The organism is Promicromonospora xylanilytica (assembly GCF_054782895.1).
On sequence record NZ_BAAGRP010000074.1, the window covers coordinates 25,035 to 47,284 of the forward strand.

The following is a 22,250-nucleotide window of genomic DNA, read 5'->3' on the forward strand; positions in this document are numbered from 1 at the left end:
CAAACGTGGACCTTACCGACCTGTCCGGCTTGCCGCGGCTGCCCGAGCAGCTGTCCGACGCCGTGTCGCGGTTCGCCCGGTACCTCGACGCGCAGCGCGGGCACTCCGCCCATACCCGGCGTGCCTACGTGGCGGACGTGACCGACCTTCTCCGGTACGCGATGCGACACGGTACGACGCGGCTCGACGCCATCGACCTCACCCTGCTGCGCGCATGGCTCGCCTCCCAGTCCGACCGGGGGCTCGCCCGCTCCACGCTCGCCCGCCGAGGCGCCTCGGCCCGTGCTTTCCTACGCTGGGCGCACCGTTCGGAGCTGGTCCCCGTCGACCCGTCGGCTCGCCTCGCGAGCCCCAAGGTGCCGCGCACCCTGCCGACCGTGCTCGACGTGGACGCGGCGAGCCGCCTGCTCGACGGTGCCCGGGCCGCTGCCGACGACGCCGACGAGGCGAACCGGCCCGTGGCCCTGCGGTCGTGGGTCGCCGCCGAGCTGCTGTACGGCGCGGGCATCCGGGTGGGTGAGCTGGTGTCCGTCGACGTCGGGCACGTGGACTCGCGCGACCGGCTCGTGCGCGTGCTGGGCAAGGGCGGCAAGGAGCGGGTGGTGCCGTTCGGGGTCCCGGCGGCGCGCGCCGTGGAGGCCTGGCTCACCGACGGGCGGCCCGCACTGGCGACGGCAGCGACCGGCGACGCCCTCCTGGTGGGGGAGCGGGGCGGACGCTGGGGCCAGCGCCAGGTGCGCGAGGCCGTGCACCGCCTCGCGGCTCAGGCCGGGGTGGACGACGTGGCGCCGCACGCGCTCCGGCACTCCGCCGCCACCCACCTGCTGCAGGGCGGATCGGACCTGCGCGCGGTGCAGGAGGTGCTGGGCCACGCGAACCTCGCGACCACGCAGCGCTACACGCACGTGGACGCCGAGCGGCTGCGCAGCGTCTACGCCCAGGCCTTCCCGCGCGCCTGAGGGACCGACCACGGGAGGGCCGCCGAGCCGCAGCTCAGCAGTCGACCGGGGTTTGACCGGCGTCGAACCGCAACCTGGACGTCCGCCCAGGGCCTGGCGGCCGCCGAGCCGCAAGCTGAACGTCTTCGCGGCGGCTGATCCGCAACTGAGCCGTGCATCCGCGCGTCGATCGATGTCTACCTTGCGGTCCGGGGCCGGGTCGACGCCTGTCCTGCGCTTCGGGAGCCGGGTCCATGTCTGCCGTGCGGCTCGGCGGGCCTCGTTCGCGGAACGTGCGGTTCGAGAGCTGCGTGAGAGCGGCGGCCCTGCCTCGCCGACGACGCTGGTCGCTCGGCGTCAGTGGTCCGGCAGGAGCACGATCGGCGGGCGGTCCAGCAGGGACAGCGGGTCGATGTAGCGCTCGCCCCTGCGTACACCCCAGTGCAGGCACGACCGAGGCGCGCAGTGGCTCGGCGACGTGCCGCCTGCCGCGTCTCCGCCCTCCACGGTGCCGATCCGTTCGCCGGCCGTGACCGCCGTCCCTACCGCGACGGAGGCGGCGACCGGCTCGAGGCTGCTGCGCAGCCCGTCCGGATGGGTGACGACCAGGACCCCGCGCCGTGCCACCGGCCCGGCGAACGTGACCACGCCGGCGCCGGGGGACAGGACGCTCGAACCGTGCGCGGCGGTCAGGTCGACCCCACGGTGGCCGGCGCCCCACCTCTGTGCGGGTGGGTCGAACCTACGCTCCACACCGGCCGGCGGGTCCACGCCGGCGACGGGCGGCACGTATCCGGTGGCCCCGGCGGCGCCGGGGCGCGCGTTCACCCCGGCGGCGCCGGGGCCTGCGTCCACCCGGACGGCGAGGTCGGGTCCGGAGCGCAGCGCTGCGGCGGGTGCCACGGTGACGAGTGCGACGAGGACGACGGCGAGCAGCACGATCAGCACGGTCGCCGGGAACCGGGCGATGACCCGGCGGGGAGCGGGAGCGGGGAGATGCGTCATGTGGTGAGCATCGCCCGGTCCGACGCGCTCGGGACCACGTAGGTCGGCAGGCTGTGCACGGTGCGGCGCGCGTGCTCCCTGTGGTCGCGCTCGCCGCCCGCAACGCCGGTGACGAGGGTCGCCGGGGGCGGCAGCGACTTCTCCGAGCCCGCCGGGACCGGGTCCTCGCCGGCAGCGCGCGACGTCACAGTCGCGGGGCGTCGGCCGAGTCCTCGTTGCATGGGCTGGTCGGGTAGACTTCCACCCGCGACTGGCATGGACTCCCGTCGGACAGCTGGACAGCTTCGCTGGCCGCCTGCCCAGTACGGAGACCACCCGATCGACAACGCGCGTCACAACATGTCGCGCCCGGCAGCGGTCCGGCCCCCAGGGTCGGCGTCGGGCACGGAGTGGCGCCAGGGGCACCGAGGTAACTGCGGTGCCGATCCAACCGAACCGCGGCCCGGGCTGTCAGCCCAGGTCCGCCTGAAATGCGTGCGGAGGACCCGGGTCGATCTCGGGCCGCACCGAAAGGACGTGTCATGGCCGTCGTGTCCATGCGCCAGCTCCTCGAGAGCGGTGTCCACTTCGGACACCAGACCCGCCGTTGGAACCCGAAGATGAAGCGCTTCATCTTCACGGAGCGCAACGGCATCTACATCGTCGACCTGCAGCAGTCGCTGCACTTCATCGACAGCGCCTACGACTTCGTCAAGGAGACGGTCGCCCACGGCGGCTCGATCCTCTTCGTCGGCACCAAGAAGCAGGCCCAGGAGCCGGTGGCCGAGCAGGCCGCCCGCGTCGGGATGCCCTACGTGAACCACCGCTGGCTCGGTGGCATGCTCACGAACTTCACCACCGTGCACAAGCGCCTTCAGCGGATGAAGGAGCTCGAGGAGATCGACTTCGACGACGTGGCGGCCTCGGGCCTCACGAAGAAGGAGCTCCTGGTCCTGCGTCGCGAGAAGGACAAGCTCGCGCGCACGCTCGGCGGTATCCGTGACATGGCCAAGGTCCCCTCGGCCGTGTGGATCGTCGACACCAACAAGGAGCACCTCGCGGTGGACGAGGCCCGCAAGCTGGGCATCCCCGTCGTCGCGATCCTCGACACCAACTGCGACCCCGACATGGTCGACTACGCGATCCCGGGCAACGACGACGCGATCCGTTCCGTCACGCTGCTCACCCGCGTGATCGCGGACGCCGCCGCCGAGGGCCTCATGCAGCGCCACTCGGGTGGCAGCAAGACCGGTGCCGAGGCCGAGGCCGCCGCCGAGCCGCTGGCCGAGTGGGAGCGCGAGCTCCTGGCCGGCACCGAGGGCACCGTCGAGGCTCCCGCCGCGGAGGGCACCGTCGCCGCGGCGTCCGCCGAGGCCGCCGAGGCTGCCACCCCGGCCGCTCCGGCCGAGGTCGTCGAGGCCGCTGAGGCAGCCGAGGCCACCGCGCCCGCCGCCCCCGAGGCAGCCGAAGCCACCGCGCCTGCCGCCGAGGCTCCGGCCGCCGCCCCCGAGGCCACCGAGGCTGCCGCCGCGGTCGCCCCGGAGGCCGAGACCGAGAAGTGACGTGCTGCGCTGACCGGGCCCGGTTCGTCCGGGCCCGGTCGGCGCACCGCTCCTCGGGTCGTCAGACCTCCCACGAACAACACGACTGCACGGAGGACCAGAACAATGGCGAACTACACCGCCGCTGACATCAAGGCGCTGCGTGAGCGGACCGGCGCCGGCATGCTCGACGTCAAGAAGGCCCTGGACGAGGCCGACGGCAACGCCGAGAAGGCCATCGAGATCATCCGCACCAAGGGCCTGGCCCGCGCCGCCAAGCGTGAGGGCAACACCGCCTCCGAGGGCCTCGTCGCCGTCAAGATCGACGACTCCGCCGCCGGCCAGGTGGCCACCATGATCGAGCTCAACGCCGAGACGGACTTCGTCGTCAAGAACGAGAAGTTCATCGCGCTCGCCGAGGACGTCCTCGCGGCCGCTGCCGCCGCAGGCGCCACCGACGAGGTCGCCGCCGCTGCCGCGCCGTCGGCCGAGGGCACTGTCGCCGACCTGATCGCCGCCCAGGGCGCGACCATGGGCGAGAAGGTCGTCCTGCGCCGTGTCGCGCGGGTCGAGGGCCCCAAGGTCACGGCGTACCTGCACAAGACGGCCAAGGACCTGCCGCCGTCGATCGGTGTCCTCGTCGTCACCGACGAGGCGGGCTCCGCCGTCGCCAAGGACATCGCCCAGCACGTCGCGGCGATGGCCCCGAAGTACCTCACGCGTGAGGACGTCCCGGCGGACATCGTCGAGAAGGAGCGCGCGATCGCTCTGGAGACCTCGAAGAACGAGGGCAAGCCGGAGGCCGCGCTGCCCAAGATCGTCGAGGGGCGCCTGAACGGCTTCTTCAAGGAGGTCGTGCTCGTCGAGCAGCCGCTGGCCAAGGACCCGAAGACCACGGTCGGCAAGCACATCGCCGCCGTGAACGGCTCCCTGACGGCGTTCGTGCGTTTCCGCGTCGGTTCCTGACGCAGCTTGGTCGGCCCGGTCCGCGCTTCGGCGCGGGCCGGGCCGACGCATACGCGGGCCGGTCCCTCCGGGCGGCCCGCACACCGGGCTCCTCAGGAGCACGGTGCGACTTCGATACTTTTGGTGGGGTGTAGAGCCGTCTCGGCTCCACTTCGCACCAGGGGTCTCGAGGCCGGTCCGGACGTCTCTGCCCCGGCGCAGAGGTGTGTTGCCCGCGAGTCGGGCAGTATTCCGGAAGAGCCAGTGTCCCGGTAGTGACGACCGAAGGGTGACGGACCAGTGAGCGACGAGGCGACCCAGGACTTCGCGGTGGACGAGCACGGCAGGCCCGCACGGCGGGTGCTCCTGAAGCTGTCGGGCGAGGCGTTCGGCGGCGGAAGCGTCGGGCTCGACGCCGACGTGGTGCGGCGTATCGCGAAGGAGATCGGCGTAGCCGTGCGCGACGGCGTGCAGGTCGCCATCGTCGTCGGCGGCGGAAACTTCTTCCGTGGCGCCGAGCTGAGCGTGGCGGGCATGGACCGCGCCCGCGCCGACTACATGGGCATGCTCGGCACCGTCATGAACTGCCTGGCGCTCCAGGACTTCCTCGAGCAGGCGGGCGTCAAGACGCGCGTGCAGACCGCCATCACCATGGGCCAGGTCGCAGAGCCGTACATCCCGCTGCGCGCCATCCGGCACATGGAGAAGGGCCGCGTGGTCATCTTCGGTGCCGGCGCGGGCATGCCGTACTTCTCCACCGACACCGTCTCCGTGCAGCGCGCGCTGGAGACGCACTGCGAGCAGGTGGTCATGGGCAAGAACGGCGTCGACGGCGTGTACGACTCCGACCCGCGGCGCAACCCCGACGCGAAGAAGCTCGACCACCTGACGTACACCGACGCCCTCGTGAACCGCCTCGGCGTCATGGACGACACGGCGCTGGCCATGTGCCGCGACAACAACGTCCAGATGCGGGTGTTCGGCATGGAGGGCGAGGGCAACGTGACCCGTGCGCTGGCCGGCGAGCCCATCGGCACGCTGATCACCTCGCGCTGAACCGTCCGCGCCCCGGGACCCGGGAAACGCGCGATCCTTTCGGTAGCCGGGCAAAGTGTCCGTAGAGTGGCCCCGGCACCACCCGTAGACGAATGACAGGAGCAGTGGTGATCGACGAGACCCTCCTCGAGGCCGAGGAAAAGATGGAGAAGGCGATCGAGGTCGCCAAGGAAGACTTCGCGGGTATCCGTACCGGTCGCGCCAACGCTGGGATGTTCAGCAAGATCACCGTCGACTACTACGGTGCGCCGACGCCGCTGCAGCAGCTGGCGTCGTTCAACATCCCGGACGCCCGCACCGTGATGGTGGCGCCGTTCGACAAGAGCTCGCTCCCCGCCGTCGAGAAGGCGCTGCGTGACTCCGACCTGGGCGTGAACCCCGCGACCGACGGGAACGTCGTCCGCGTGGTGCTGCCCTCCCTCACGGAGGAGCGGCGCCGCGACTACGTGAAGCTCGCCAAGACCAAGGCGGAGGAGGCGCGCGTCTCGATACGCAACGTCCGGCGCAAGGCCAAGGACGAGCTCGACCGTGTGGTCAAGGACGGCGAGGCCGGCGAGGACGAGGTCGCGCGCGCCGAGAAGGAGCTGGACAAGCTCACCAAGAGCCACGTCGACGTCATCGACCAGCTGCTCTCCAGCAAGGAGAGCGAGCTGCTCGAGGTCTGATGTCCGCACCGCCTCGAGACAGAACAGAGCGAGACATTGCGCGCATCCCTGTGAGCCCGGCGCCCGAGCCCGCGTCCGACCCCGCGCCGGCTCCGAAGCAGTCGCGCGCCGGCCGTAACCTGCCGGCCGCGATCCTGGTCGGCGTCGGCCTGCTCGGAATCGTCGGCGCGTCGCTGTACTGGCGGCCGGAGCCGTTCGTCCTCCTCGTCGTCGTCCTGATGTGGGCAGGGCTCTGGGAGCTGCGCCAGGCGTTCGCGCGCCGCAACCTGCAGCTGCCGATGGTGCCCCTGTTCGTGGGCAGCGCCGGCATGATCGTCTCCGCGTACCGGGGCGGTCCGGAGGCGCTCTTCGTCGCCTTCGTGCTGACGGTGGCGGCTGCCGTGGTCTGGCGGGCGCTCGACGGCTCGGGCCTCGGCGCCGTCCGGGACTCGGCGGCGGCGGTCTTCGCCGCCGCCTACCTCCCGTTCCTCGCGGGTTTCGTCGTGCTCATGCTGGCGCAGCCCGACGGCGAGATCCGGGTGGCGCTGTTCATCCTCCTGGCGGTGGCCAACGACACCGGCGGCTACATCGCGGGCGTCATGCTGGGCCGGCACCCGCTGGCACCGACCGTGAGCCCCAAGAAGTCATGGGAGGGTCTGGCCGGGTCGATCGTGCTGGCCACAGCGGTGGGCGTGCTCGGAGCGGTGTACGGGCTGGGCGAGAGCCCGCTGCTCGGCATCGCGCTCGGCGTCATGACCGCCATCACCGCGACTGTGGGCGATCTCGCGGAGTCGCTGCTCAAGCGTGACCTAGAATTGAAGGACATGGGCTCATTGCTCCCGGGGCACGGGGGCGTGCTGGACCGCCTCGATTCGCTGGTCATCACAGCGCCCTTCGTCTATCTCGTGCTCTCGGTGGTTGCCTGATGAAAACTCCCCTTGCCCAGCCTGTCGTCCGGCCCTCGGACGAGACCCCCGCCATCCCGCTGCAGATGGCACCGAAGCGTCGCGGCAAGCCGCCGAGGCACTTCGCCGACCTGACTCCCGAGGAGCGGGTGGCCTCCGTCGTCGAGGCGGGAGAGCCGGCGTTCCGCGCCAAGCAGCTCGCCACGCACTACTTCACGCACTACACGAGCGACGCGGCGAAGATGACCGACCTCCCGGCGAAGTCCCGGGAGGCGCTGGCGACCACGATGTTCCCCACGCTGATGCGGCCGACGCGCAAGCTCGAGGCCGACGGCGGGACCACCGTCAAGACGCTGTGGCACCTGTTCGACGAGGCCAAGGTCGAGTCCGTCCTCATGCGCTACCCGCAGCGCACCACGCTGTGCGTCTCCAGCCAGGCGGGCTGCGGCATGGCCTGCCCGTTCTGCGCCACCGGCCAGCTCGGTCTGACCCGGAACCTCTCGACGGCCGAGATCCTCGAGCAGGTCCGCGCGGCGTTCCGCTCCCTGGCGGACGGCGAGATCCCCGGCGGGGTGACGCGCCTGAACAACCTGGTCTTCATGGGGATGGGCGAGCCGCTCGCCAACTACAAGGCCGTGATCGAGACCGTGCGCGCCCTCGTGGCGCCGCAGCCGGAGGGCTTCGGCATGTCGGCCCGCAACATCACGGTCTCCACCGTGGGCCTGGTCCCGGCCATGCAGAAGCTCACCAAGGAGGGCATCCCGGTGACGCTCGCGCTGTCGCTGCACGCGCCCGACGACGACCTGCGCTCCGAGCTGGTGCCGATCAACACGCGCTGGAGCGTCGACGAGACGCTCGACACCGCGCGGAAGTACTTCGAGGTCACCGGGCGCCGGGTGTCCATCGAGTACGCGCTGATCAAGGACATGAACGACCACGCGTGGCGTGCGGACCTGCTCGGCGAGAAGCTCAACGCGCGCGGCCGCGGCTGGGTGCACGTGAACCCGATCCCGCTCAACCCCACGCCCGGTTCGATCTGGACCGCGAGCGACCGTGAGGTCGAGGACGAGTTTGTGGCACGATTGCGCGGTCACGGGATCCCGACCACGATCCGTGATACCCGCGGGAGCGATATCGACGGAGCCTGCGGGCAGCTTGCGGCTGAGGAGGACGACGAGTGAGTGGGATGTTCAACAGCGTTCCCGCGATGCGCACCGGGTACGACAAGGACGAGGTCGACGAGTTCTTCGAGCACGCCCGGCAGGCGTACGAGGGCCGGACCATGGACCGGCTGACCAGTGCCGACATCCAGGCGTCCACGTTCGACCTGACCCGTGGTGGGTACAACACCCACGAGGTCGACGCGGCGCTCGACCGGCTCGAGGCGGCATTCATCGCCCGGCAGCGCGCGGAGTACGCGGCGGCACACGGTCAGCAGGCGTGGATGAACGCGCTCGCCGAGCGCGCCCGGTCCCTGTACGGACGCCTGGGCCGGCCCGACGGCGAGAAGTTCGCGCCGGCCGACCGGGGTTCACAGGGTTACGACAAGGACGACGTCGACGACCTCTGCGACCGGCTCATCGGCTACTTCGACCGGCAGGAGCCGTTGACGGCCGGGGACATCCGGTCGGCGACGTTCGGACGGGCCCGCGGCGCGGACGCCTACGACGAGGCCTCGGTGGACGCGTTCCTGAGCCGTGCGGTGGAGGTCCTGCTCGGGGTGGAGTGACCGCCCCTCCGCCGAGGTAGTCGTCTGGCGAGGTAGTCATGTAGCGAGGTAGTCACCTGGTTCGCGCTGGGCGACTACCTCGCTACACGACTACCTCGCCAGACGACTACCTCGCCAGGTGACTACCTCGGCAAGGGGAGGGTCAGACGGCGGGGGCGGGCTCCTGCGTCTCCCGCAACAGCGCCTCGTTGCGCGTGGCGGTCAGGAACGCCCGGATCGAGTCCCTGCTCCGGGTGAGGCAGTCGATGCGGGACTGGACACCGATGAGCGCCGTGGCGAGCTGCTCGGCCACCTCGCGCGGGCAGGTCGGCTCGTCCCGTCCGGCGGCGTCCTCCGCGTCGAGGAGGATCTTGACGAGCCGGGTGGGGATACCCGCCTGGACCAGGCCTGCCACCCGGGACACCCGCTCGACATGGGCCTCGGTGTAGACGCGGTACCCGTTGGGCGCACGGTCCGCCTCGAGCAGGTCCTGCTGCTCGTAGTACCGGATCAGGCGGGTGGTCACGCCTGTCCGGGCGGCGAGCTCACCGATCTTCATCGCATGCCTCCGACGGCCTTGACATTGACACCAGTGTCAAACTTTAGCGTGGCCGACATGGAGAAGACAGGCGCCACAGCAGCCGTCCAGCCGGCCCTCGCGAGCCCGCCCCGGGACCGGCGCGCCCAGCCGCGTCCCGCCGACGGTCTGCCGTGGCCCTCCCTGCTGGTGCTGGGCGGCGGGACCCTGCTCATGGTCACCGCAGAGATGCTGCCGACCGCCGTCCTCGAGCAGATGAGCACCGGGCTGGGCGTGGCCGAGTCGAGCACGGGCCTGCTCGTCTCGATCTGGGCCGCGGTCGTGGTGGTCCTCAGCTTCCCCCTGGTCCGGTTGACGCGCGGACGCGACCGGCGTGCCGTGATCACCGGCGGACTGGTCGTGCTCGGCGTCTCGTCCGCGCTCACCGCGCTCGCCCCGACCTTCGAGCTGGCGGTGGGCGCGCGCGTCCTCGGGGCGTCCGCCGTCGGTCTGCTGTGGGCGACCACGAACGCGCACGTCGCGGACCTGGTGCCCGACCGCCTGCTCGGCCGCGCCGTCGCCGTGGTGCTGGGCGGGGCGACCCTCGGGATGGTGGTGGGCACGCCGTTCGCCCGGCTGGTCGCCGACGCCGCCGGCTGGCGCGCCTCCTTCTGGGCCCTCGCGGTGCTCGGCCTGCTGGGCGCGGTCGCGGTCCGGCTGGTCGTCGCGCGAGCGCCCCGGCCCGTCACAGCGCAGAGCACGGCGCAGAGCACAGCGCAGAACACGGTACCGGGCGCAGAGGCGCCGGCCACCGCACCGCGGCGCGGGACGGGGCACCTGCTGGCGGTGACCGCGCTCGTCGGGCTGGTCCTGGTGGGCCACTACGGCGCGTACACCTACATCACCCGCCTGACCGAGGTGCCCGCAGAGGCGCTGCCGGGCGGGATGAGCGCCCTGCTGCTCGTCTTCGGGATCGCCTCGGCGGCAGGGGTCGCGCTGGCAGGCCGGCTCGGGGACCGGAGCGGGCCCGCCCTGGTGGTGAGCGTGGCCGGTACGGCGCTCGCCGTGCTCGCCCTCGCCGTGGTCGACGTGAGCCCCGTGGTCGGCATCGGAGTGGTCGTGGTGTGGGGAGTGGTGTCGGGCGGAATGCCGCCCTTCGCCCAGACGCTGATCCTGCGGATCGCCGGGCCGGAGCGCCGGTCCTTCGCCGGCGCGCTGATCCCGGTGCTGTTCAACGGCGGCATCGCCGTCGGGGCGGCGCTCGCCTCGATGGTCGTGGCCGGGCCGGGCGTGGCAGGAGTACCGCCGCTGGCAGCCGGGGTGGTCGGCGCGGCTGCGCTCGGCCTGGCCGTGACGCTCCGGGGCCGCCGGGCGAGCACCGCATGAAATTCGGATGAACGGTTGGTGCCGACCGGCCATCCGGAGTGCGCCTTCCGCCCCATATGCCACGATCGTGCAGTCAGGGCACAGTCGGGAGAGATCTCCGACGGGCAGGCCGAGCCGGCCGGGAAGGGCGCGACGTGGAGACGGACCCGCGCGACGTGGAGACGGACCCGAAGGCTCGCGCGCGGGGGGACCGCGGCCGGACCGGCCGGGTCGTGGCCGCGCTTGCCGTCCTGCTGGTCGTGGTGGTGGCCGGCGTGGCCTTCTGGGTCAACTCGCAGCCTCGGGACCCGGTGACGCTCAGGGTCCTTGCCGGCTCCGAGCTCGCGGACGTCATGGGCGACGACGCGCTCATGGCGGACCTCAGATCGACGACCGGCGTCACGCTGGAGCCGACCTACGTCGGCACCCTGCAGGGTGCCGACTCCGTCGTCAACGGGGGCGTTCGGTGCGGTGCGGCGGGCGACAGCACGGACTGCGACCTGGCGTGGTTCTCGTCGAACGACTACATGGAGCTCCTCTGGGACGAGAAGCAGGCCCTGGCCGCGGCGGCCGAGGATCCCTGGGTCACGCAGAGCGGGGAGACGATGCGCTCGCCGGTCGTCCTGGGCGTGAAGCGTTCGGTCGCGCAGCGGCTCGGCTGGACCCAGGACCGCACCGTGTCCTGGAACGAGATAGCCGACCGCGCCGCCGACGGCTCGCTCTCGTTCTTCATGACCGACCCGGCGACGTCGAACTCCGGGTTCTCCGCGCTCGTCGGGGTCGCGTCGGCGTTCGACCGGAACGGTGCCGACCTGAACCTCGAGGACATCGACCCCGCGCGGGCCGGTGACCTGTTCTCCGGCCTCGTCCGGACCGCGGGCAGCTCCCAGTGGCTGACCGAGCAGTTCGTCGCCGACCAGGACGAGGCGGACGCGATCGTCAACTACGAGTCGGAGCTGATCGCTCTGGCCGGCTCCGGCCAGCTCACTGAGGAGCTGGTGATCATCTACCCCGAGCGGACGGTCTACGCGGACTACCCCGTCCAGCTGCTGGCCCCGGACCAGCAGGACGCCTACGACCGGACGGTCGAGTGGCTCATGGCCGAGGGGACCCAGGAGCGTGTCTCTGCCGCGACCCACCGCCGTCCGGCGACGGACAGCGAGGTGCCCGCCGACCCGTCGGTACCGCCGATGGATCCCGTGCCGGTCCCGCTGCCCGAGGAGCTGAACACCGCCAACGGGCTGATCGACAACTACCTCCAGGACTACCGCGACCCCGCGCACACCATCTACGTGCTGGACACGTCGCGGTCCATGTCAGGCGCGCCCATGAATCAGCTCCGGCAGGCGTTCGGCGACCTCACGGGAAACGACACCTCGATCACGGGGGAGTTCGCACGGTTCCGCAAGGGGGAGCGCGTGACGATCCTGCCGTACGACACGGCGCCCGGGCGTCCGGTGCGGTTCAGCCTCGCCGACCCGGAGCTGGACCCGGAGGAGCTGACGCCGCTGCGCGAGCACGTGGCCGGCCTGGTGCCGGACGGCGGCGGGACAGCCATCTACGCGGCGCTGGAGGAGGCGTACGGCCTGGTCGAGCGCTCGCAGGCCGAGGGGGAGGGCTACTACACCTCGATCGTGCTGATCACGGACGGCGAGAACAACGATCCGAGCCTCGGCCTCGACGCATTCGAGGCGGACTTCGCCGCGGGGAGCAGCGGCTCCCTCGGCACGCCCACGTTCATCGTCATGCTCGGGGACGACGCGAAGTACGTGCGCGAGATGGAGTCGGTGGCGACGCTGACTGGTGGCCGGGTCTTCGACGCGGCCCGGACGTCGATCCGCGCGGCGTTCAAGGAGATCCGCGGCTACCAGTGACCGGCCCGCGGGACGACCGGCGGTGGTCCCCGCCGCGGGTCAGCCGGTCGGGTCGTCGTTGGAGCCCCTCCGGTCGTTGCCGGACCGGAGCGCGATGATCCAGGCGCCCAGCAGGCCGGTCGCGAGCACCGCGCCCGTACCGATCAGCCAGGCGTTGTCGTGCAGCACCAGCGAGACGACGACCAGCACGAGGGCGACGGCCGCACTGGCCACGATCACCACGGTCGGGCTGGGTCCGCGGCCCGGTGGCCAGATCGCGGCACAGAGCGTGCCGATCATGACCACGATCAGGCCCGCGATCGTGCCCTCCGCAAGAGTTTCCACGGGACAGCGCATCCTCCGTCGAGCCTCGCGCCCCGGGTGCCCGCGGCACGTTCCGCCGGAAGTCTGCCACGACCCGGCGTGCGTGCGGAAGGAAAGATCCGGGTCAGCAGGCCGGCGCCACCGGGGCGTTCGACCCGGTGCTCACGTAGGCGTCAGCCACCCAGTTGCCCGGGCCGATCCGGTTCCACAGGTCGCTGGTGCCGAACGTCCCCGTGACGGTGGTGCCGCGTGCGGTGCACTCGATCACCACGTTCGCGTGGTTGCCCGCCAGCCCGACGGCGGTGCGGGCGGTGCTGGGGCCGGAACGCACGGTCAGCGGCCCACCGCTGGTGCGGACGATGCCCCGGGGGCCCGAGCCGGTCCAGAGGTAGGTCACGGTGGTCCAGGCGTTGTCGGTGAGCCCGACGCCGTCCCAGAAGGTGCCGTCCCCGAGGTCGATGCCCGCCGGGTTGGCGACCCGGCGGCCGAACCCGTCGAGCCCGCCGTTGTAACCGTCCTCATATGCGGCCTGAGCCTGCGGGCGGCCCTGCGGCAGGTCCGCCCAGGACTGCCGCGTCCCCGCCGGGTTCCAGTAGTCGTCGGTGGTGTTCCACGGGCCCACGTCCCAGACCGGCGCGTACGCGCAGCGCCCCGTGCTCTCCGCGCAGACCCGCACCGAGTAGCTCCCCGAGGCCTTCGCCGACAGACCGCGCCGCGACGGCAGCGCCACGAAGTGGTCCCGCGGCGTGATCACGTGCCCGTTCGCGGTGGTCCCGCCCACCAGACCCTCCCGGGTGGCGAAGACGCGGTACGAGTCCTCGCCGGCCGTCGGGGCGGCCTCTGCCTCCTGCAGCGACCGAGACCTGAGGGCCGAGGGCGTGAGCGTCACCGCCCGCACGGCAGGGCTCACGTCGCCGGTGCCGACCAGCGTGACCCGCGCCTGCACCGTCTCGGCCGGCACCGGGAGCGCCGAGCCGGCGGGGACCCACTCGGTCCAGGAGTCAGGTCCCTGGCCGGTGAGCCGCCCGCGCACGTCGACCAGCACTGACGTGCCTTCCGGTGCGGTGGCGTCGACGTCGGCCGAGACGGCGCTCGTGGGGGAGCCGAGGGCCTCCGGCTCGGCGACGAGCTGGCCCGACACCTCCTGAGCCGACACCTCCTGGTCCGGGCCCGAGTCGCCCCCAGAGCCGCCCGCAGAAGCCCCCGCCCCGGCGCCCTCGAGGCGCAGCGTCCCGGCCTGGTGCCGCACCCCGGCGTCGTCGGCGCCCACGTCGGTGAGGTCGACGGCCCAGGACCGCGCGTCGGGGTCCGGTGCAGCTCCCGCGACGGCCGTCCCCGAGGCGAGGACGAGCGCGCAGGCGGTGGCGGCGAACAGGGCGGCGCGGCGGCGGGTCCCGCGTACCTGGATGAGCATGTGCCGAATGTATGCGTCCGGTATTTCACCCGCGAGGGGAAAGAGGTGAAATCTCGGTGTCCGGCCGGCTGCCGTCGCCCCCGGCCCTGGCGCACGTGGTGCATGATTCGGGGAACGCACCCCGGTGCGCCCCAGAGCAGCGATGACGAGCAAGGAGAACCACGTGCCCGAGTTCCTGGCCGACAAGCCCGGTGAGTACGACCTCGACGGCGACGGCGTCACGGACGTCGAGGTGGCTGACACCGACGGCGACGGCGTGGTGGACGCCCAGTTCGAGGACTACGACGCCGACGGCGTGCCCGACGTCGAGCTGCACGACACCGACGGTGACGGGCGGCCCGACGTCGTCGTGGAGACCGCCGGTGGCACGCGGACGATCTCCGTGGACACCGACGGTGACGGCGAGGACGACGCCGTGGACTCGTTCCCGGCGTAGGAGGACCCGCCCGTCAGGCCCGCACGGGAGCCGGCCGGGGCCGACCGTAGGTCAGGCGGCGCAACAGCACCTCGGCCGGCCCGCGGCGCCCGGTGCGCTCCTGCCAGACGGCGAAGGCCACGGTGAGCGCCCAGACGCCCACGGCGTACAGCAGCATGGTCGACGACGTGAGGTGCTCGCCGAGCCCGAGCCCCCACGCGGCGAGGACCGGCGCGCACAGCACCGACTGGAGCAGGTAGGACGTGAGCGAGCGCTTGCCGACGGCCTGCACCGCGCCGGCGAACCGCCCGTCCGTGGCGAACAGGTCGTTCGACGGCGTGCCGGTGCGGCGCAGGGCGATCCGATGGCCCAGCAGGCCGAACAGCGCCACGTAGCCCAGGCCGCCGAAGAAGCCCGTCAGGATCTGGACGGGCAGCACGACCCAGCCCGCGTGGTCGGGGATGCTGATGGCGCCGACATGGTCGAGCGCGGACGGCAGCGGGCCCAGCCAGCCGATGGCGATGCCGACGACGGCCACGCGGCGCAGCAGCGGCAGGTGCTCGCCCGGGTTCTCCAGGATGCGGCGGCGTCCGGCCCAGAACGCGAGCAGCAGCATCATCGGCACCACGAGCATGAGGACCCCCTGGCCGACCGACCCGAGGACCCAGTAGCCGAGGCGCTCGCCGATCGATGCGAGGTACGACGTCGCGGCCACCGAGTCGGTCGTCGGGCCGAAGTCGGCGACGATCGACCGCGCGAGGGGGTCGTCCGCCGGGACCTGCGCGGTGAACCAGGCACCGATCACGGCGAACACCGTGCCGATCGCCAGCAGGCCGCCGAGCACCCACGTCCAGACGATGAGCGTCACGTCCTTGGCCTGGAAGAAGAGCCACACCACGAGCAGGCCCGCGATGCCGTAGGCGCCGAGCACGTCGCCCATCCAGAGCAGTGCCGCGTGCACGAACCCGAACGCGAGCAGGAGCCAGTTGCGCCGCTGCAGCAGCCTGCGTGCGGCGTCCTCGGGGGTTCCCGAGGACACCTGGCGGTTGAAGAGCTGCATCATCCCGTAGCCGAACAGGAACGCGAACATGGGGTAGGTCCGCAGGTCGACGAGCACGATGACGAGGAAGTCGACGGTCTTGTCGAGGGCGGACCCGTCGACCGGGTGCGACGCCCACGGGTTCATCTCGCGACCCCACAGGTAGTAGGGCGTGTTCGCGACGGCGATCAGCAGGAGCATGAAGCCGCGCGCGAGGTCTGGCGCGGGCGAGCGCTCGGAGGCCTGGACGGGCCCTCTGGTCAGGGCTGTGGTGGGCATGGGTCCATCTCAGCAGCCCACGCGGCCGGTCGCGAGCAAAGAGGGCCGGAGACCTACGCGGCCTGCTCCGCCAGGCGGGCGCGCTCCTCCTCGACGATGCGGCGTGCCACCTCCGCGTCGGCGACGTCGGTGGCGCCCGGCGCCACGGCCACCGTGGAGCGGCCCGCGTACTCGGCGAACAGCTCCGCCTTGGTGCCGAGGATCTCCAGGAGCCGCTCGTCCACGCTGTTCTCGACGAGCAGCCGGTGGACCTGCACGGTGCGGACCTGGCCCATCCGGTGCGCGCGTGCGATGGCCTGCGCCTCGACGGTCGGCTTGACCTGCGGCTCGCAGAGGATCACCACGGAGGCGGCCTGGATGTTGAGCCCCACTCCACCGGCCTCGATCTGGCTGACCAGCACCTTCGGCTCCGGCGACCGGGTGAACTCGTCGACCAGCTCCTGGCGCCGCCGGGCGGGCACCGAGCCGGTGATGGGCCCGATCGCGAGCGGGCCCAGCTCCGCCAGCACCGTCTCGATCACGTCCCGGAAGAACGAGAACACGACCACCTTGCGGTTGTTGTCCATCGCCTCGGCCACGATCTCGCGCAGCCGCACCAGCTTCGCCGTCGGCTCGGGGGCCGGCGCGAAGGCGGCCCGCCGCATGTCCGCGAACGACCGCTTGAGCACGGCCCGCCGGTAGGCGGCGCCGTCGTACTTGCCGAACCGCTCCCACTCGTCCACCTGGACCAGCTCGGGCAGCTCGGTGAGCACGTCCTCCTGGTTGCGCCGCAGGTACACGGTGGCCACCGACCGGCGGAACGCCGCGGCACCCGCCAGGCCGGCCGCCGGGTCGACCGAGGCGGCGACCTCGGGCTTGAGGTAGTGCACCAGGTTGCGGAACTCGTCCACGGTGTTCTCCATGGGCGTGCCCGACATGAACAGCACCCGCTCGGCCGAGCGGGCCCAGTCCGCAGTCCGCTCCGAGCGCTGGGCGGCAGGGTTCTTCACGTAGTGCGCCTCGTCCACCACGAGCAGCGCGGGCCGGGGCAGCCCGTCCGCGCGCAGGTGCCCGAGCTGCGGGAACGTGACGATGCCGACTCCGCCGTCGGCTATCCAGGTGCGGATGCCGGCGTCACGGTCGTCGCCGTGCAGCACCCGGGGGTGCAGCAGGGAGTGCGCGGCCACCTCCCTGGCCCAGTTGGCGGCGACGCTCGCCGGGCAGACGACGAGGAAGTGCCTGCGGCCGCGGGCGGCGAGGTGCGCCATCGCCGCGATGGCCTGGACGGTCTTGCCGAGCCCCATCTCGTCGCCGAGGATGGTGCGCCGCTGCACCAGCGCGTACCGGGCGCCGAACGCCTGGTACCCGCGCAGGGACACGGTCAGGAGCGAGGTGTCCAGGTCCTGGGCCGTGACCTGGTCCACCACGTCCTCCGGCAGGTAGCCCTCCGCCGCCTCCACGTCGATGCCCAGGTCGACGAGCTCGCCCAGAGCGGTGTAGTAGGCGGCCGCGCGGGCCTCGTAGTCCTGCCAGACCTCTGCGTCCGAGGTGCCGGTGAGCGTCCGGTCGAGGCGCCGCAGAGCCTCGGTGACCCCGGAGGAGTCCAGCCCGTCCACGGTCTCGCGGAGCGCGGTCAGCGCCGTGTCCGCGGCGGCGGTGCGCTCGCGGCCCGCGAAGAGCCGCCGCACGAGGGTGCCGCGCAGGGCTCCGGTCTCGGCCAGCCGGGCGAGCCTCGGCACCTCGACGTCGGCCCGCTCGCCCCACGCGTCGAAGAACCGGGCGACCTGCTCGTGGGTGTGCAGGGCGCGCACGAGATCGGTGACGAGCGGGTCGGCCGGGTCGGCCTCGATCCGGAAGGTGAGCGACTCGTCCACGGCGTCGAAGATCTGCCGCGCGGCCTCGCGCAGCAGGCGGGCGGTCTTGGGCCCGACGCCCCCGATCGCGTCGAGCTCCTGGGTGCTCGCCCCCAGCACGTGGGCGACCGTGCGGAACCCCGCGGACTCGACGGGCCCTACCCGCACGCGCCCGGTGCTGACCTCGCGGATCCGGTCGACGGGGACCTCGGCGAGCTCCGCCAGCACCCGGGCGTCGCGCACGGCGCGGTACGCGACCCGCACGCGTTCCGGGGCGGCGCCGCGCTCGGTCAGCGCGGCCGTGCCGAGGGCGTGCCGCGTGCGGGCCTCCTCGAGGAGGTCGCGGGCGGCGCCGCGGGACCAGGTCTCCATGGCGGCTGACGGTACTGCGTGCGGACCCGGACCGGGAACCAGCACACGCCGTCGGTGCACCGCTGCGGTGCATACCGGACTGAACGCCCGTTCTGGTAGTTTCGTCGCACCGTGGACAGGAGGAACGAGTGAGCACGGACGCACTGCCTCAGCAGGCACAGGCGGCGCAGGCCACCGCAGCAGGGGAGACGACGCCAGGGGGCGCGTCGCAGACGGCACTGGACGTGGCCGAGCGCGACACGGACCTGGTGGCAGCACCCGACCAGGCGACGAGCCCGGAGCAGGTGACGGGTCCCGCGCAGGTCGCGGGCGCTGAGCAGGACAAGGCCCCGGAGCCGGAGGAGGCTCTGGAGCGCGAGGAGAACCTCGAGACGCGCACGGCCGCCAGGCTGCACGAGCTGGTGGCCTCGGGCGCCGAGAAGCTGCCCGGCGAGGCCGGCAGCACGGTGTCGCGGCTTGCCGTGGCGCTGCTGTCGTTCGGCAGCCAGGCCGCCACGAAGGACCAGGACAAGCCGACCACCAAGCTGGTCGGGGAGGCCGTCGAGCTGTACCGCAGCCTGGACGACGACGACCCCGCCAAGCAGCGCGCGGTGCTCGAGGGCGCGCTCGAGAAGTTCACGACGTCCGTCGTCGGCGGCAAGGAGCGCTCGCAGGTGCTCGAGGTCGCCGAGGAGGCCATGGGCCTGTGGGCCAAGCTCCGCGGGACGTCGTCCGACCTCGCGAAGTCGGACGCCGCCGTCTCGATGCGCTCGCTCTCCAGCGTGCTGCGCAAGGAGGGCCGCGACGAGGAGGCCGACGAGACGGAGACCGAGGCCAAGCGCCTCGAGTCCTGAACCGTCACGGGCACCGGTATCGAGCAGCACCGGTATCGAGCCCTGACCGGGGCGTGGGCACTGTCCCGTGCCCCGGTCAGGGCTGTCCCGGCAGCAGTGCCGGCCCGCACGTGGGCTCGTCCCTGAGGCCCACGTCGGCGGGCAGGTCCGCGACGGTCGGTTCCCGGCCCGCCATCGCGCAGGCCCTGGCGATCATCTGGTCGTCCGAGAAGCTCCACTCGGTGGTCACGCCGTGGTCCTGCACCACGACGAGCTGCCCGTCGTCGGCGTACACGGTGTTCGCAGCGGCCGTGCCGCCGGGAGCGTAGAGACGGGTCGCGAGCCTGCCCACCCGCTGGCCCGTCCCGATGTCGAAGAACACCAGCTCCGCGCCCTGGTTCCGGGCCACGAGGTCCGGTCCTGGCAGGACGGCCAGGACGTCGCCGTAGCTGCCCTTGAGATCGAGCCGCACGGGGTCGTCGTGCCCGTCCACGCTGCGCAGGCGCACCGCCGCGTCCACGCCGAGCGTCACGAGCCGGTCCGGTCCCGGCGTGAGCCCGGCCTGCTGCGCGTCCACCGTGTGCACCTGGGCCACGGCGCTGCCGCGCACCGCCCAGACGTCCGTGCCGCCCTCGGCGGCGGCGGCGAGGTCGGCCACGCGCAGCGCGAAGTCGCGTGGCGCGACGGCGACACGGCTGCCGTCGGCGGTGACGGCGACCCGCCCTGGCTCGTCCCACTCGGTGGCGAGCCGCGGGTTGTCGCCCAGCGGGCCAGGCACGTACAGGGCCTTGTCCTCGAGGCCCGCGTCGAGCAGGTAGAGGCCTGAGCACGCGTCGACCAGCAGGATGTGGTCCTGTGCGCGCTGGGCGCTCACGAACGTGGCGCAGTCCGGGTCGCGCCCGTCGAGGGCCGGTACCACCAGGCCGCGGAACCCGGCCTCGTGCCCCGCGACGGTGCCGCCCTGGGTCCGGTAGGCGTTGCCCTCCGGAGAGATGAGCAGCAGCCGGTCGCCGTCCAGCCAGACCGGCAGGAGCGGCCGCCCCACGTCCTCGCTGTCGTCGGGCAGCGTCACCGTGCCGAGACCCTGGATCATGACGGTGCCGTCCGACCAGGACATCGCGACGTCCGCCGACCCGGTCGTCCCGCCCCGGTACGTGGCGATCACCGGTGTGGGCCCGGCCCTGTCGGAGGTGCCGGGCCGTGGCGCGGCCGCCGCGGTCCCGGCCGCGCCGGGCAGGGGTGCGTCGCCGTCCGTGCCGGCGGTGCTCCACAGGGCGATCCCACCGCCCGCCGCCGCCACGACGCGTTCCGTGCCCACCAGCACCGGCGGGCCGGGCTCCGGGACACCCGACAGGTGCCAGGTGCGGTGCTCGCCCAGACCGCTGTGGATCTCGCAGGCGACCAGCCCGCCGTCGGTCGTGAGCAGGGCGCGGGTCGTGTCGTCGTCGATCGCCACCACCCGCGGGTGGGACCAGGCGCGCGGCACCGGGCAGCTCGCCGTGCGCGTCGACCCGTCGGCCCAGTGGCGCACGGTCACCGTGGTGCCGCCGGGCCCGGAACGCAGGGTCGCCCAGTCCCGCAGGGACGGCGACGGCACGGCACCGGCCGGCAGGTCCACCGCCCCCGCGCCGCTCAGCGCGAGAGAGTCAAGGCTGCGGACCTCGAGGGCACCCGCGGCGGCGTCCGCCACCGCCAGGGTGCGGCTGGAACCGACGGCGAGGGACGTGACCGACAGGCCGGTGTCCGCCAGACCGTAGAACGCCAGGTCCTGCTCGTCGGGGCGGTGCGGGTCGCCCTCGGACTCCAGCACGGAGAGGTCCCGGCCCTCGAGGGTGATGCTGCCGATCCGGTTCCGCCCCGTGTCGGCGTCGTGCCACGCGACGATCAGCATGCCGCCGTCCGGCGTGACGGCGACCGCCGTGGTGCCCGCCAGGTCGAGGTGCGTCTGCCGGCTGGTGCTGCCCTCGGGCAGCTCGCCGAACCGGCCGATCGTCACCCCGAGATCGTCCACCGCGGCGACCACCGCCCCGTCAGCGCTCCCGGCCACCACCGTGCGGCCGGCGGCCGCCCCGTCCGCCCGGGCGGTCACCCGGGCGAACGGGGTGCGGTCCCCGTGCAGCACGGTCGGGGCGCCGTCGTCGGGGTTCCAGCGCACCAGGTCTCCGGTGTCCGTGCGGCCGACGACGCCGGTACCGGTCGCCGCCACGTCGGCGAGCGCGGCGTCCCCCGTCAGGTCCGTGGTGCGCAGCAGGTACGGGTCGGCGGGCTCGTTCGCCGTGACCGCGTTGAACAGGGCGGTGCGGGTCTGGCCGTCGCGGAGCCTGCGGACGGCCTCGACCGCCAGCAGCTGCGCCGTCGCGGGATCGTCCTGCTGCACCACGTGGGACGTCGCCCCGAGCAGGTGCGCCGCGTTGGCGTTCATCGCGTCGTTCGCGCGGCCCGCCTCCCGCTCGGCGAACGCGAACGCGCCGACCGACAGCGCGAGCATGACCCCGAGCGAGAGGTTCACCAGGCGTCCCCGCATGCTCGCCGAGCTCTGGCGGGCGATGTGGGAGCTCAGGATCTCCTCGGTGCTGACGTCGGGCCCGCGCAGCGGGGCGACGAGCTCGGCGAGCGCCGTGGGACGGTCCGGGTGGTGCCGCCAGAACCGGCGCTGGCGCAACCGCGTCAGGTCGGTCCACTTGGGCTCGTGGTCGAGACCCGCCGCGAGCGGCGCGGGCAGTGCGGTGCTGCTGATGGTGTCGATCTCGTTCGCCGTCTGGTCCCAGACGATCCTGCCGCTGGTCATCGCGATCAGCAGCGTGTCGATCCCGCGGTGCTCCAGCCACCACTCCACCTCCTTGGCCACGTACTTGGAGCTCGCGGCGCCCTCGGAGGCGAACAGGATGAAGTACTCGGAGTCCTCGAGATTGCGTTCGATCGCGCCCCACAGGCTGGAGTTGTTCGCCAGCCCGGTCCGGTCGAGAAAGATGTTGAGGTCGGGCACGTCGTCGCGCTTGTCGAAGTCGAGCAGCTGCTGGTGGAACTCCGGCGCGAACTCGCCGTCGGAGTCGCGGCTGTACGACAGGAAGGCGTCGTACCGGAAGCCCCGCGGGCCACGGCGCGCTCTACCGGCAGGGCGCAGGGCACGTCCTGTCCGGTTGGTCATCCTCGTACCCGCGTCCCTTCCTCGGCGAAGGTGGTGAACCGGAGAAACGTATCCCCGGGTGGGTCGTGTCGCCGCAGGTCAGACGCTAACGACCTTTAGGGTGCATTGCACGGTTATGCGTGGGCGCGAGTCGGACGTCGCGAGCCGCACGAGGAAGGG

General features: G+C 72.6%; 20 protein-coding genes. 12 read left to right on the forward strand and 8 right to left on the reverse strand.

Annotation, left to right across the window (positions count from 1 at the left end):
* Positions 1–5: 5 nt before the first annotated feature.
* On the forward strand, positions 6–959 hold the full coding sequence (locus tag ACYVK7_RS22995; protein WP_460890051.1) for a tyrosine recombinase XerC: 954 nt from the start codon (positions 6–8) through the stop codon (positions 957–959).
* Between the two features lie 336 nt (positions 960–1,295).
* On the opposite strand, the gene ACYVK7_RS23000 is transcribed toward ACYVK7_RS22995, so the two are convergent.
* Positions 1,296–1,943, reverse strand: a complete 648-nt coding sequence (locus ACYVK7_RS23000) for a murein hydrolase activator EnvC family protein (RefSeq protein WP_460890052.1) — start codon at positions 1,941–1,943, stop codon at positions 1,296–1,298.
* Positions 1,940–2,164, reverse strand: coding sequence for a hypothetical protein (locus tag ACYVK7_RS23005; RefSeq protein WP_460890053.1), 225 nt, complete (start codon positions 2,162–2,164; stop codon positions 1,940–1,942). Before ACYVK7_RS23005 ends, ACYVK7_RS23000 begins: the two co-directional genes overlap by 4 nt.
* A 300-nt stretch (positions 2,165–2,464) precedes the next feature.
* Here ACYVK7_RS23005 and rpsB point away from each other — a divergent pair, with 300 nt between their 5' ends.
* The 7 genes from rpsB (at position 2,465) to ACYVK7_RS23040 (ending at position 8,742) form a co-directional block, all read left to right on the forward strand.
* Positions 2,465–3,484, forward strand: a complete 1,020-nt coding sequence (gene rpsB, locus ACYVK7_RS23010) for a 30S ribosomal protein S2 (protein ID WP_460890054.1) — start codon at positions 2,465–2,467, stop codon at positions 3,482–3,484.
* 105 nt (positions 3,485–3,589) lie between these two features.
* On the forward strand, positions 3,590–4,429 hold the full coding sequence (gene tsf / locus ACYVK7_RS23015) for a translation elongation factor Ts (RefSeq protein ID WP_460890055.1): 840 nt from the start codon (positions 3,590–3,592) through the stop codon (positions 4,427–4,429).
* Between the two features lie 279 nt (positions 4,430–4,708).
* Positions 4,709–5,464 carry a UMP kinase gene (gene pyrH, locus ACYVK7_RS23020; RefSeq protein ID WP_460890056.1) on the forward strand — a complete coding sequence of 252 codons (756 nt, stop codon included), beginning with the start codon at positions 4,709–4,711 and terminating at the stop codon, positions 5,462–5,464.
* Positions 5,465–5,571: 107 nt separating this feature from the next.
* Positions 5,572–6,129, forward strand: a complete 558-nt coding sequence (frr, locus tag ACYVK7_RS23025) for a ribosome recycling factor (protein ID WP_460890057.1) — start codon at positions 5,572–5,574, stop codon at positions 6,127–6,129.
* Positions 6,130–6,179: 50 nt separating this feature from the next.
* Positions 6,180–7,034, forward strand: a complete 855-nt coding sequence (locus tag ACYVK7_RS23030; RefSeq protein ID WP_460890058.1) for a phosphatidate cytidylyltransferase — start codon at positions 6,180–6,182, stop codon at positions 7,032–7,034.
* On the forward strand, positions 7,034–8,194 hold the full coding sequence (rlmN, locus tag ACYVK7_RS23035; protein WP_460890059.1) for a dual-specificity RNA methyltransferase RlmN: 1,161 nt from the start codon (positions 7,034–7,036) through the stop codon (positions 8,192–8,194). The genes ACYVK7_RS23030 and rlmN overlap by 1 nt, the downstream gene beginning before the upstream one ends.
* Positions 8,195–8,199: 5 nt before the next feature.
* Positions 8,200–8,742, forward strand: coding sequence for a DivIVA domain-containing protein (locus tag ACYVK7_RS23040; RefSeq protein ID WP_357471144.1), 543 nt, complete (start codon positions 8,200–8,202; stop codon positions 8,740–8,742).
* Between the two features lie 142 nt (positions 8,743–8,884).
* On the opposite strand, the gene ACYVK7_RS23045 is transcribed toward ACYVK7_RS23040, so the two are convergent.
* Positions 8,885–9,280 carry a MerR family transcriptional regulator gene (locus ACYVK7_RS23045; RefSeq protein ID WP_460890060.1) on the reverse strand — a complete coding sequence of 132 codons (396 nt, stop codon included), beginning with the start codon at positions 9,278–9,280 and terminating at the stop codon, positions 8,885–8,887.
* A 57-nt stretch (positions 9,281–9,337) separates the two neighbouring features.
* On the opposite strand from ACYVK7_RS23045, the gene ACYVK7_RS23050 reads away from it, so the two are divergent.
* On the forward strand, positions 9,338–10,624 hold the full coding sequence (locus ACYVK7_RS23050) for an MFS transporter (RefSeq protein WP_460890061.1): 1,287 nt from the start codon (positions 9,338–9,340) through the stop codon (positions 10,622–10,624).
* A gap of 134 nt (positions 10,625–10,758) precedes the next feature.
* Complete coding sequence (locus ACYVK7_RS23055) at positions 10,759–12,477, forward strand: vWA domain-containing protein (RefSeq protein WP_460890062.1); 1,719 nt, start codon at positions 10,759–10,761, stop codon at positions 12,475–12,477.
* A 39-nt stretch (positions 12,478–12,516) separates the two neighbouring features.
* Here the strand turns inward: ACYVK7_RS23055 and ACYVK7_RS23060 are convergent, their stop codons facing one another.
* Complete coding sequence (locus tag ACYVK7_RS23060) at positions 12,517–12,801, reverse strand: hypothetical protein (protein ID WP_460890063.1); 285 nt, start codon at positions 12,799–12,801, stop codon at positions 12,517–12,519.
* 103 nt (positions 12,802–12,904) lie between these two features.
* Positions 12,905–14,194, reverse strand: coding sequence for a hypothetical protein (locus ACYVK7_RS23065; RefSeq protein WP_460890064.1), 1,290 nt, complete (start codon positions 14,192–14,194; stop codon positions 12,905–12,907).
* Positions 14,195–14,336: 142 nt separating this feature from the next.
* On the opposite strand from ACYVK7_RS23065, the gene ACYVK7_RS23070 reads away from it, so the two are divergent.
* Positions 14,337–14,630 carry a hypothetical protein gene (locus tag ACYVK7_RS23070; RefSeq protein WP_460890065.1) on the forward strand — a complete coding sequence of 98 codons (294 nt, stop codon included), beginning with the start codon at positions 14,337–14,339 and terminating at the stop codon, positions 14,628–14,630.
* Between the two features lie 13 nt (positions 14,631–14,643).
* Here the strand turns inward: ACYVK7_RS23070 and ACYVK7_RS23075 are convergent, their stop codons facing one another.
* The gene (locus tag ACYVK7_RS23075) at positions 14,644–15,927 is read right to left on the reverse strand and encodes a DUF418 domain-containing protein (protein ID WP_460890066.1); all 1,284 of its coding nucleotides are present in this window, start codon (positions 15,925–15,927) and stop codon (positions 14,644–14,646) included.
* A 53-nt stretch (positions 15,928–15,980) separates the two neighbouring features.
* Positions 15,981–18,131 (reverse strand): DEAD/DEAH box helicase, encoded by a 2,151-nt coding sequence (locus ACYVK7_RS23080; RefSeq protein WP_460890067.1) that lies wholly within the window; start codon positions 18,129–18,131, stop codon positions 15,981–15,983.
* A gap of 128 nt (positions 18,132–18,259) precedes the next feature.
* On the opposite strand from ACYVK7_RS23080, the gene ACYVK7_RS23085 reads away from it, so the two are divergent.
* Positions 18,260–18,964 carry a hypothetical protein gene (locus ACYVK7_RS23085; protein ID WP_460890068.1) on the forward strand — a complete coding sequence of 235 codons (705 nt, stop codon included), beginning with the start codon at positions 18,260–18,262 and terminating at the stop codon, positions 18,962–18,964.
* Between the two features lie 76 nt (positions 18,965–19,040).
* On the opposite strand, the gene ACYVK7_RS23090 is transcribed toward ACYVK7_RS23085, so the two are convergent.
* Positions 19,041–22,091 (reverse strand): TIR domain-containing protein, encoded by a 3,051-nt coding sequence (locus tag ACYVK7_RS23090; RefSeq protein ID WP_460890069.1) that lies wholly within the window; start codon positions 22,089–22,091, stop codon positions 19,041–19,043.
* Positions 22,092–22,250 lie beyond the last annotated feature (159 nt).

What these genes read in the sequence shown, in the direction of transcription:
- ACYVK7_RS23000 (WP_460890052.1), bottom strand. Translation starts at nt 1,943, where the DNA reads ATGACGCATCTCCCCGCTCCCGCTCCCCGCCGGGTCATCGCCCGGTTC.
- ACYVK7_RS23005 (WP_460890053.1), bottom strand. Translation starts at nt 2,164, where the DNA reads ATGCAACGAGGACTCGGCCGACGCCCCGCGACTGTGACGTCGCGCGCT.
- rpsB (WP_460890054.1), top strand. Translation starts at nt 2,465, where the DNA reads ATGGCCGTCGTGTCCATGCGCCAGCTCCTCGAGAGCGGTGTCCACTTC.
- tsf (WP_460890055.1), top strand. Translation starts at nt 3,590, where the DNA reads ATGGCGAACTACACCGCCGCTGACATCAAGGCGCTGCGTGAGCGGACC.
- rlmN (WP_460890059.1), top strand. Translation starts at nt 7,034, where the DNA reads ATGAAAACTCCCCTTGCCCAGCCTGTCGTCCGGCCCTCGGACGAGACC.
- ACYVK7_RS23040 (WP_357471144.1), top strand. Translation starts at nt 8,200, where the DNA reads ATGTTCAACAGCGTTCCCGCGATGCGCACCGGGTACGACAAGGACGAG.
- ACYVK7_RS23045 (WP_460890060.1), bottom strand. Translation starts at nt 9,280, where the DNA reads ATGAAGATCGGTGAGCTCGCCGCCCGGACAGGCGTGACCACCCGCCTG.
- ACYVK7_RS23050 (WP_460890061.1), top strand. Translation starts at nt 9,338, where the DNA reads ATGGAGAAGACAGGCGCCACAGCAGCCGTCCAGCCGGCCCTCGCGAGC.
- ACYVK7_RS23065 (WP_460890064.1), bottom strand. Translation starts at nt 14,194, where the DNA reads ATGCTCATCCAGGTACGCGGGACCCGCCGCCGCGCCGCCCTGTTCGCC.
- ACYVK7_RS23070 (WP_460890065.1), top strand. Translation starts at nt 14,337, where the DNA reads ATGACGAGCAAGGAGAACCACGTGCCCGAGTTCCTGGCCGACAAGCCC.
- ACYVK7_RS23075 (WP_460890066.1), bottom strand. Translation starts at nt 15,927, where the DNA reads ATGCCCACCACAGCCCTGACCAGAGGGCCCGTCCAGGCCTCCGAGCGC.
- ACYVK7_RS23080 (WP_460890067.1), bottom strand. Translation starts at nt 18,131, where the DNA reads ATGGAGACCTGGTCCCGCGGCGCCGCCCGCGACCTCCTCGAGGAGGCC.
- ACYVK7_RS23090 (WP_460890069.1), bottom strand. Translation starts at nt 22,091, where the DNA reads ATGACCAACCGGACAGGACGTGCCCTGCGCCCTGCCGGTAGAGCGCGC.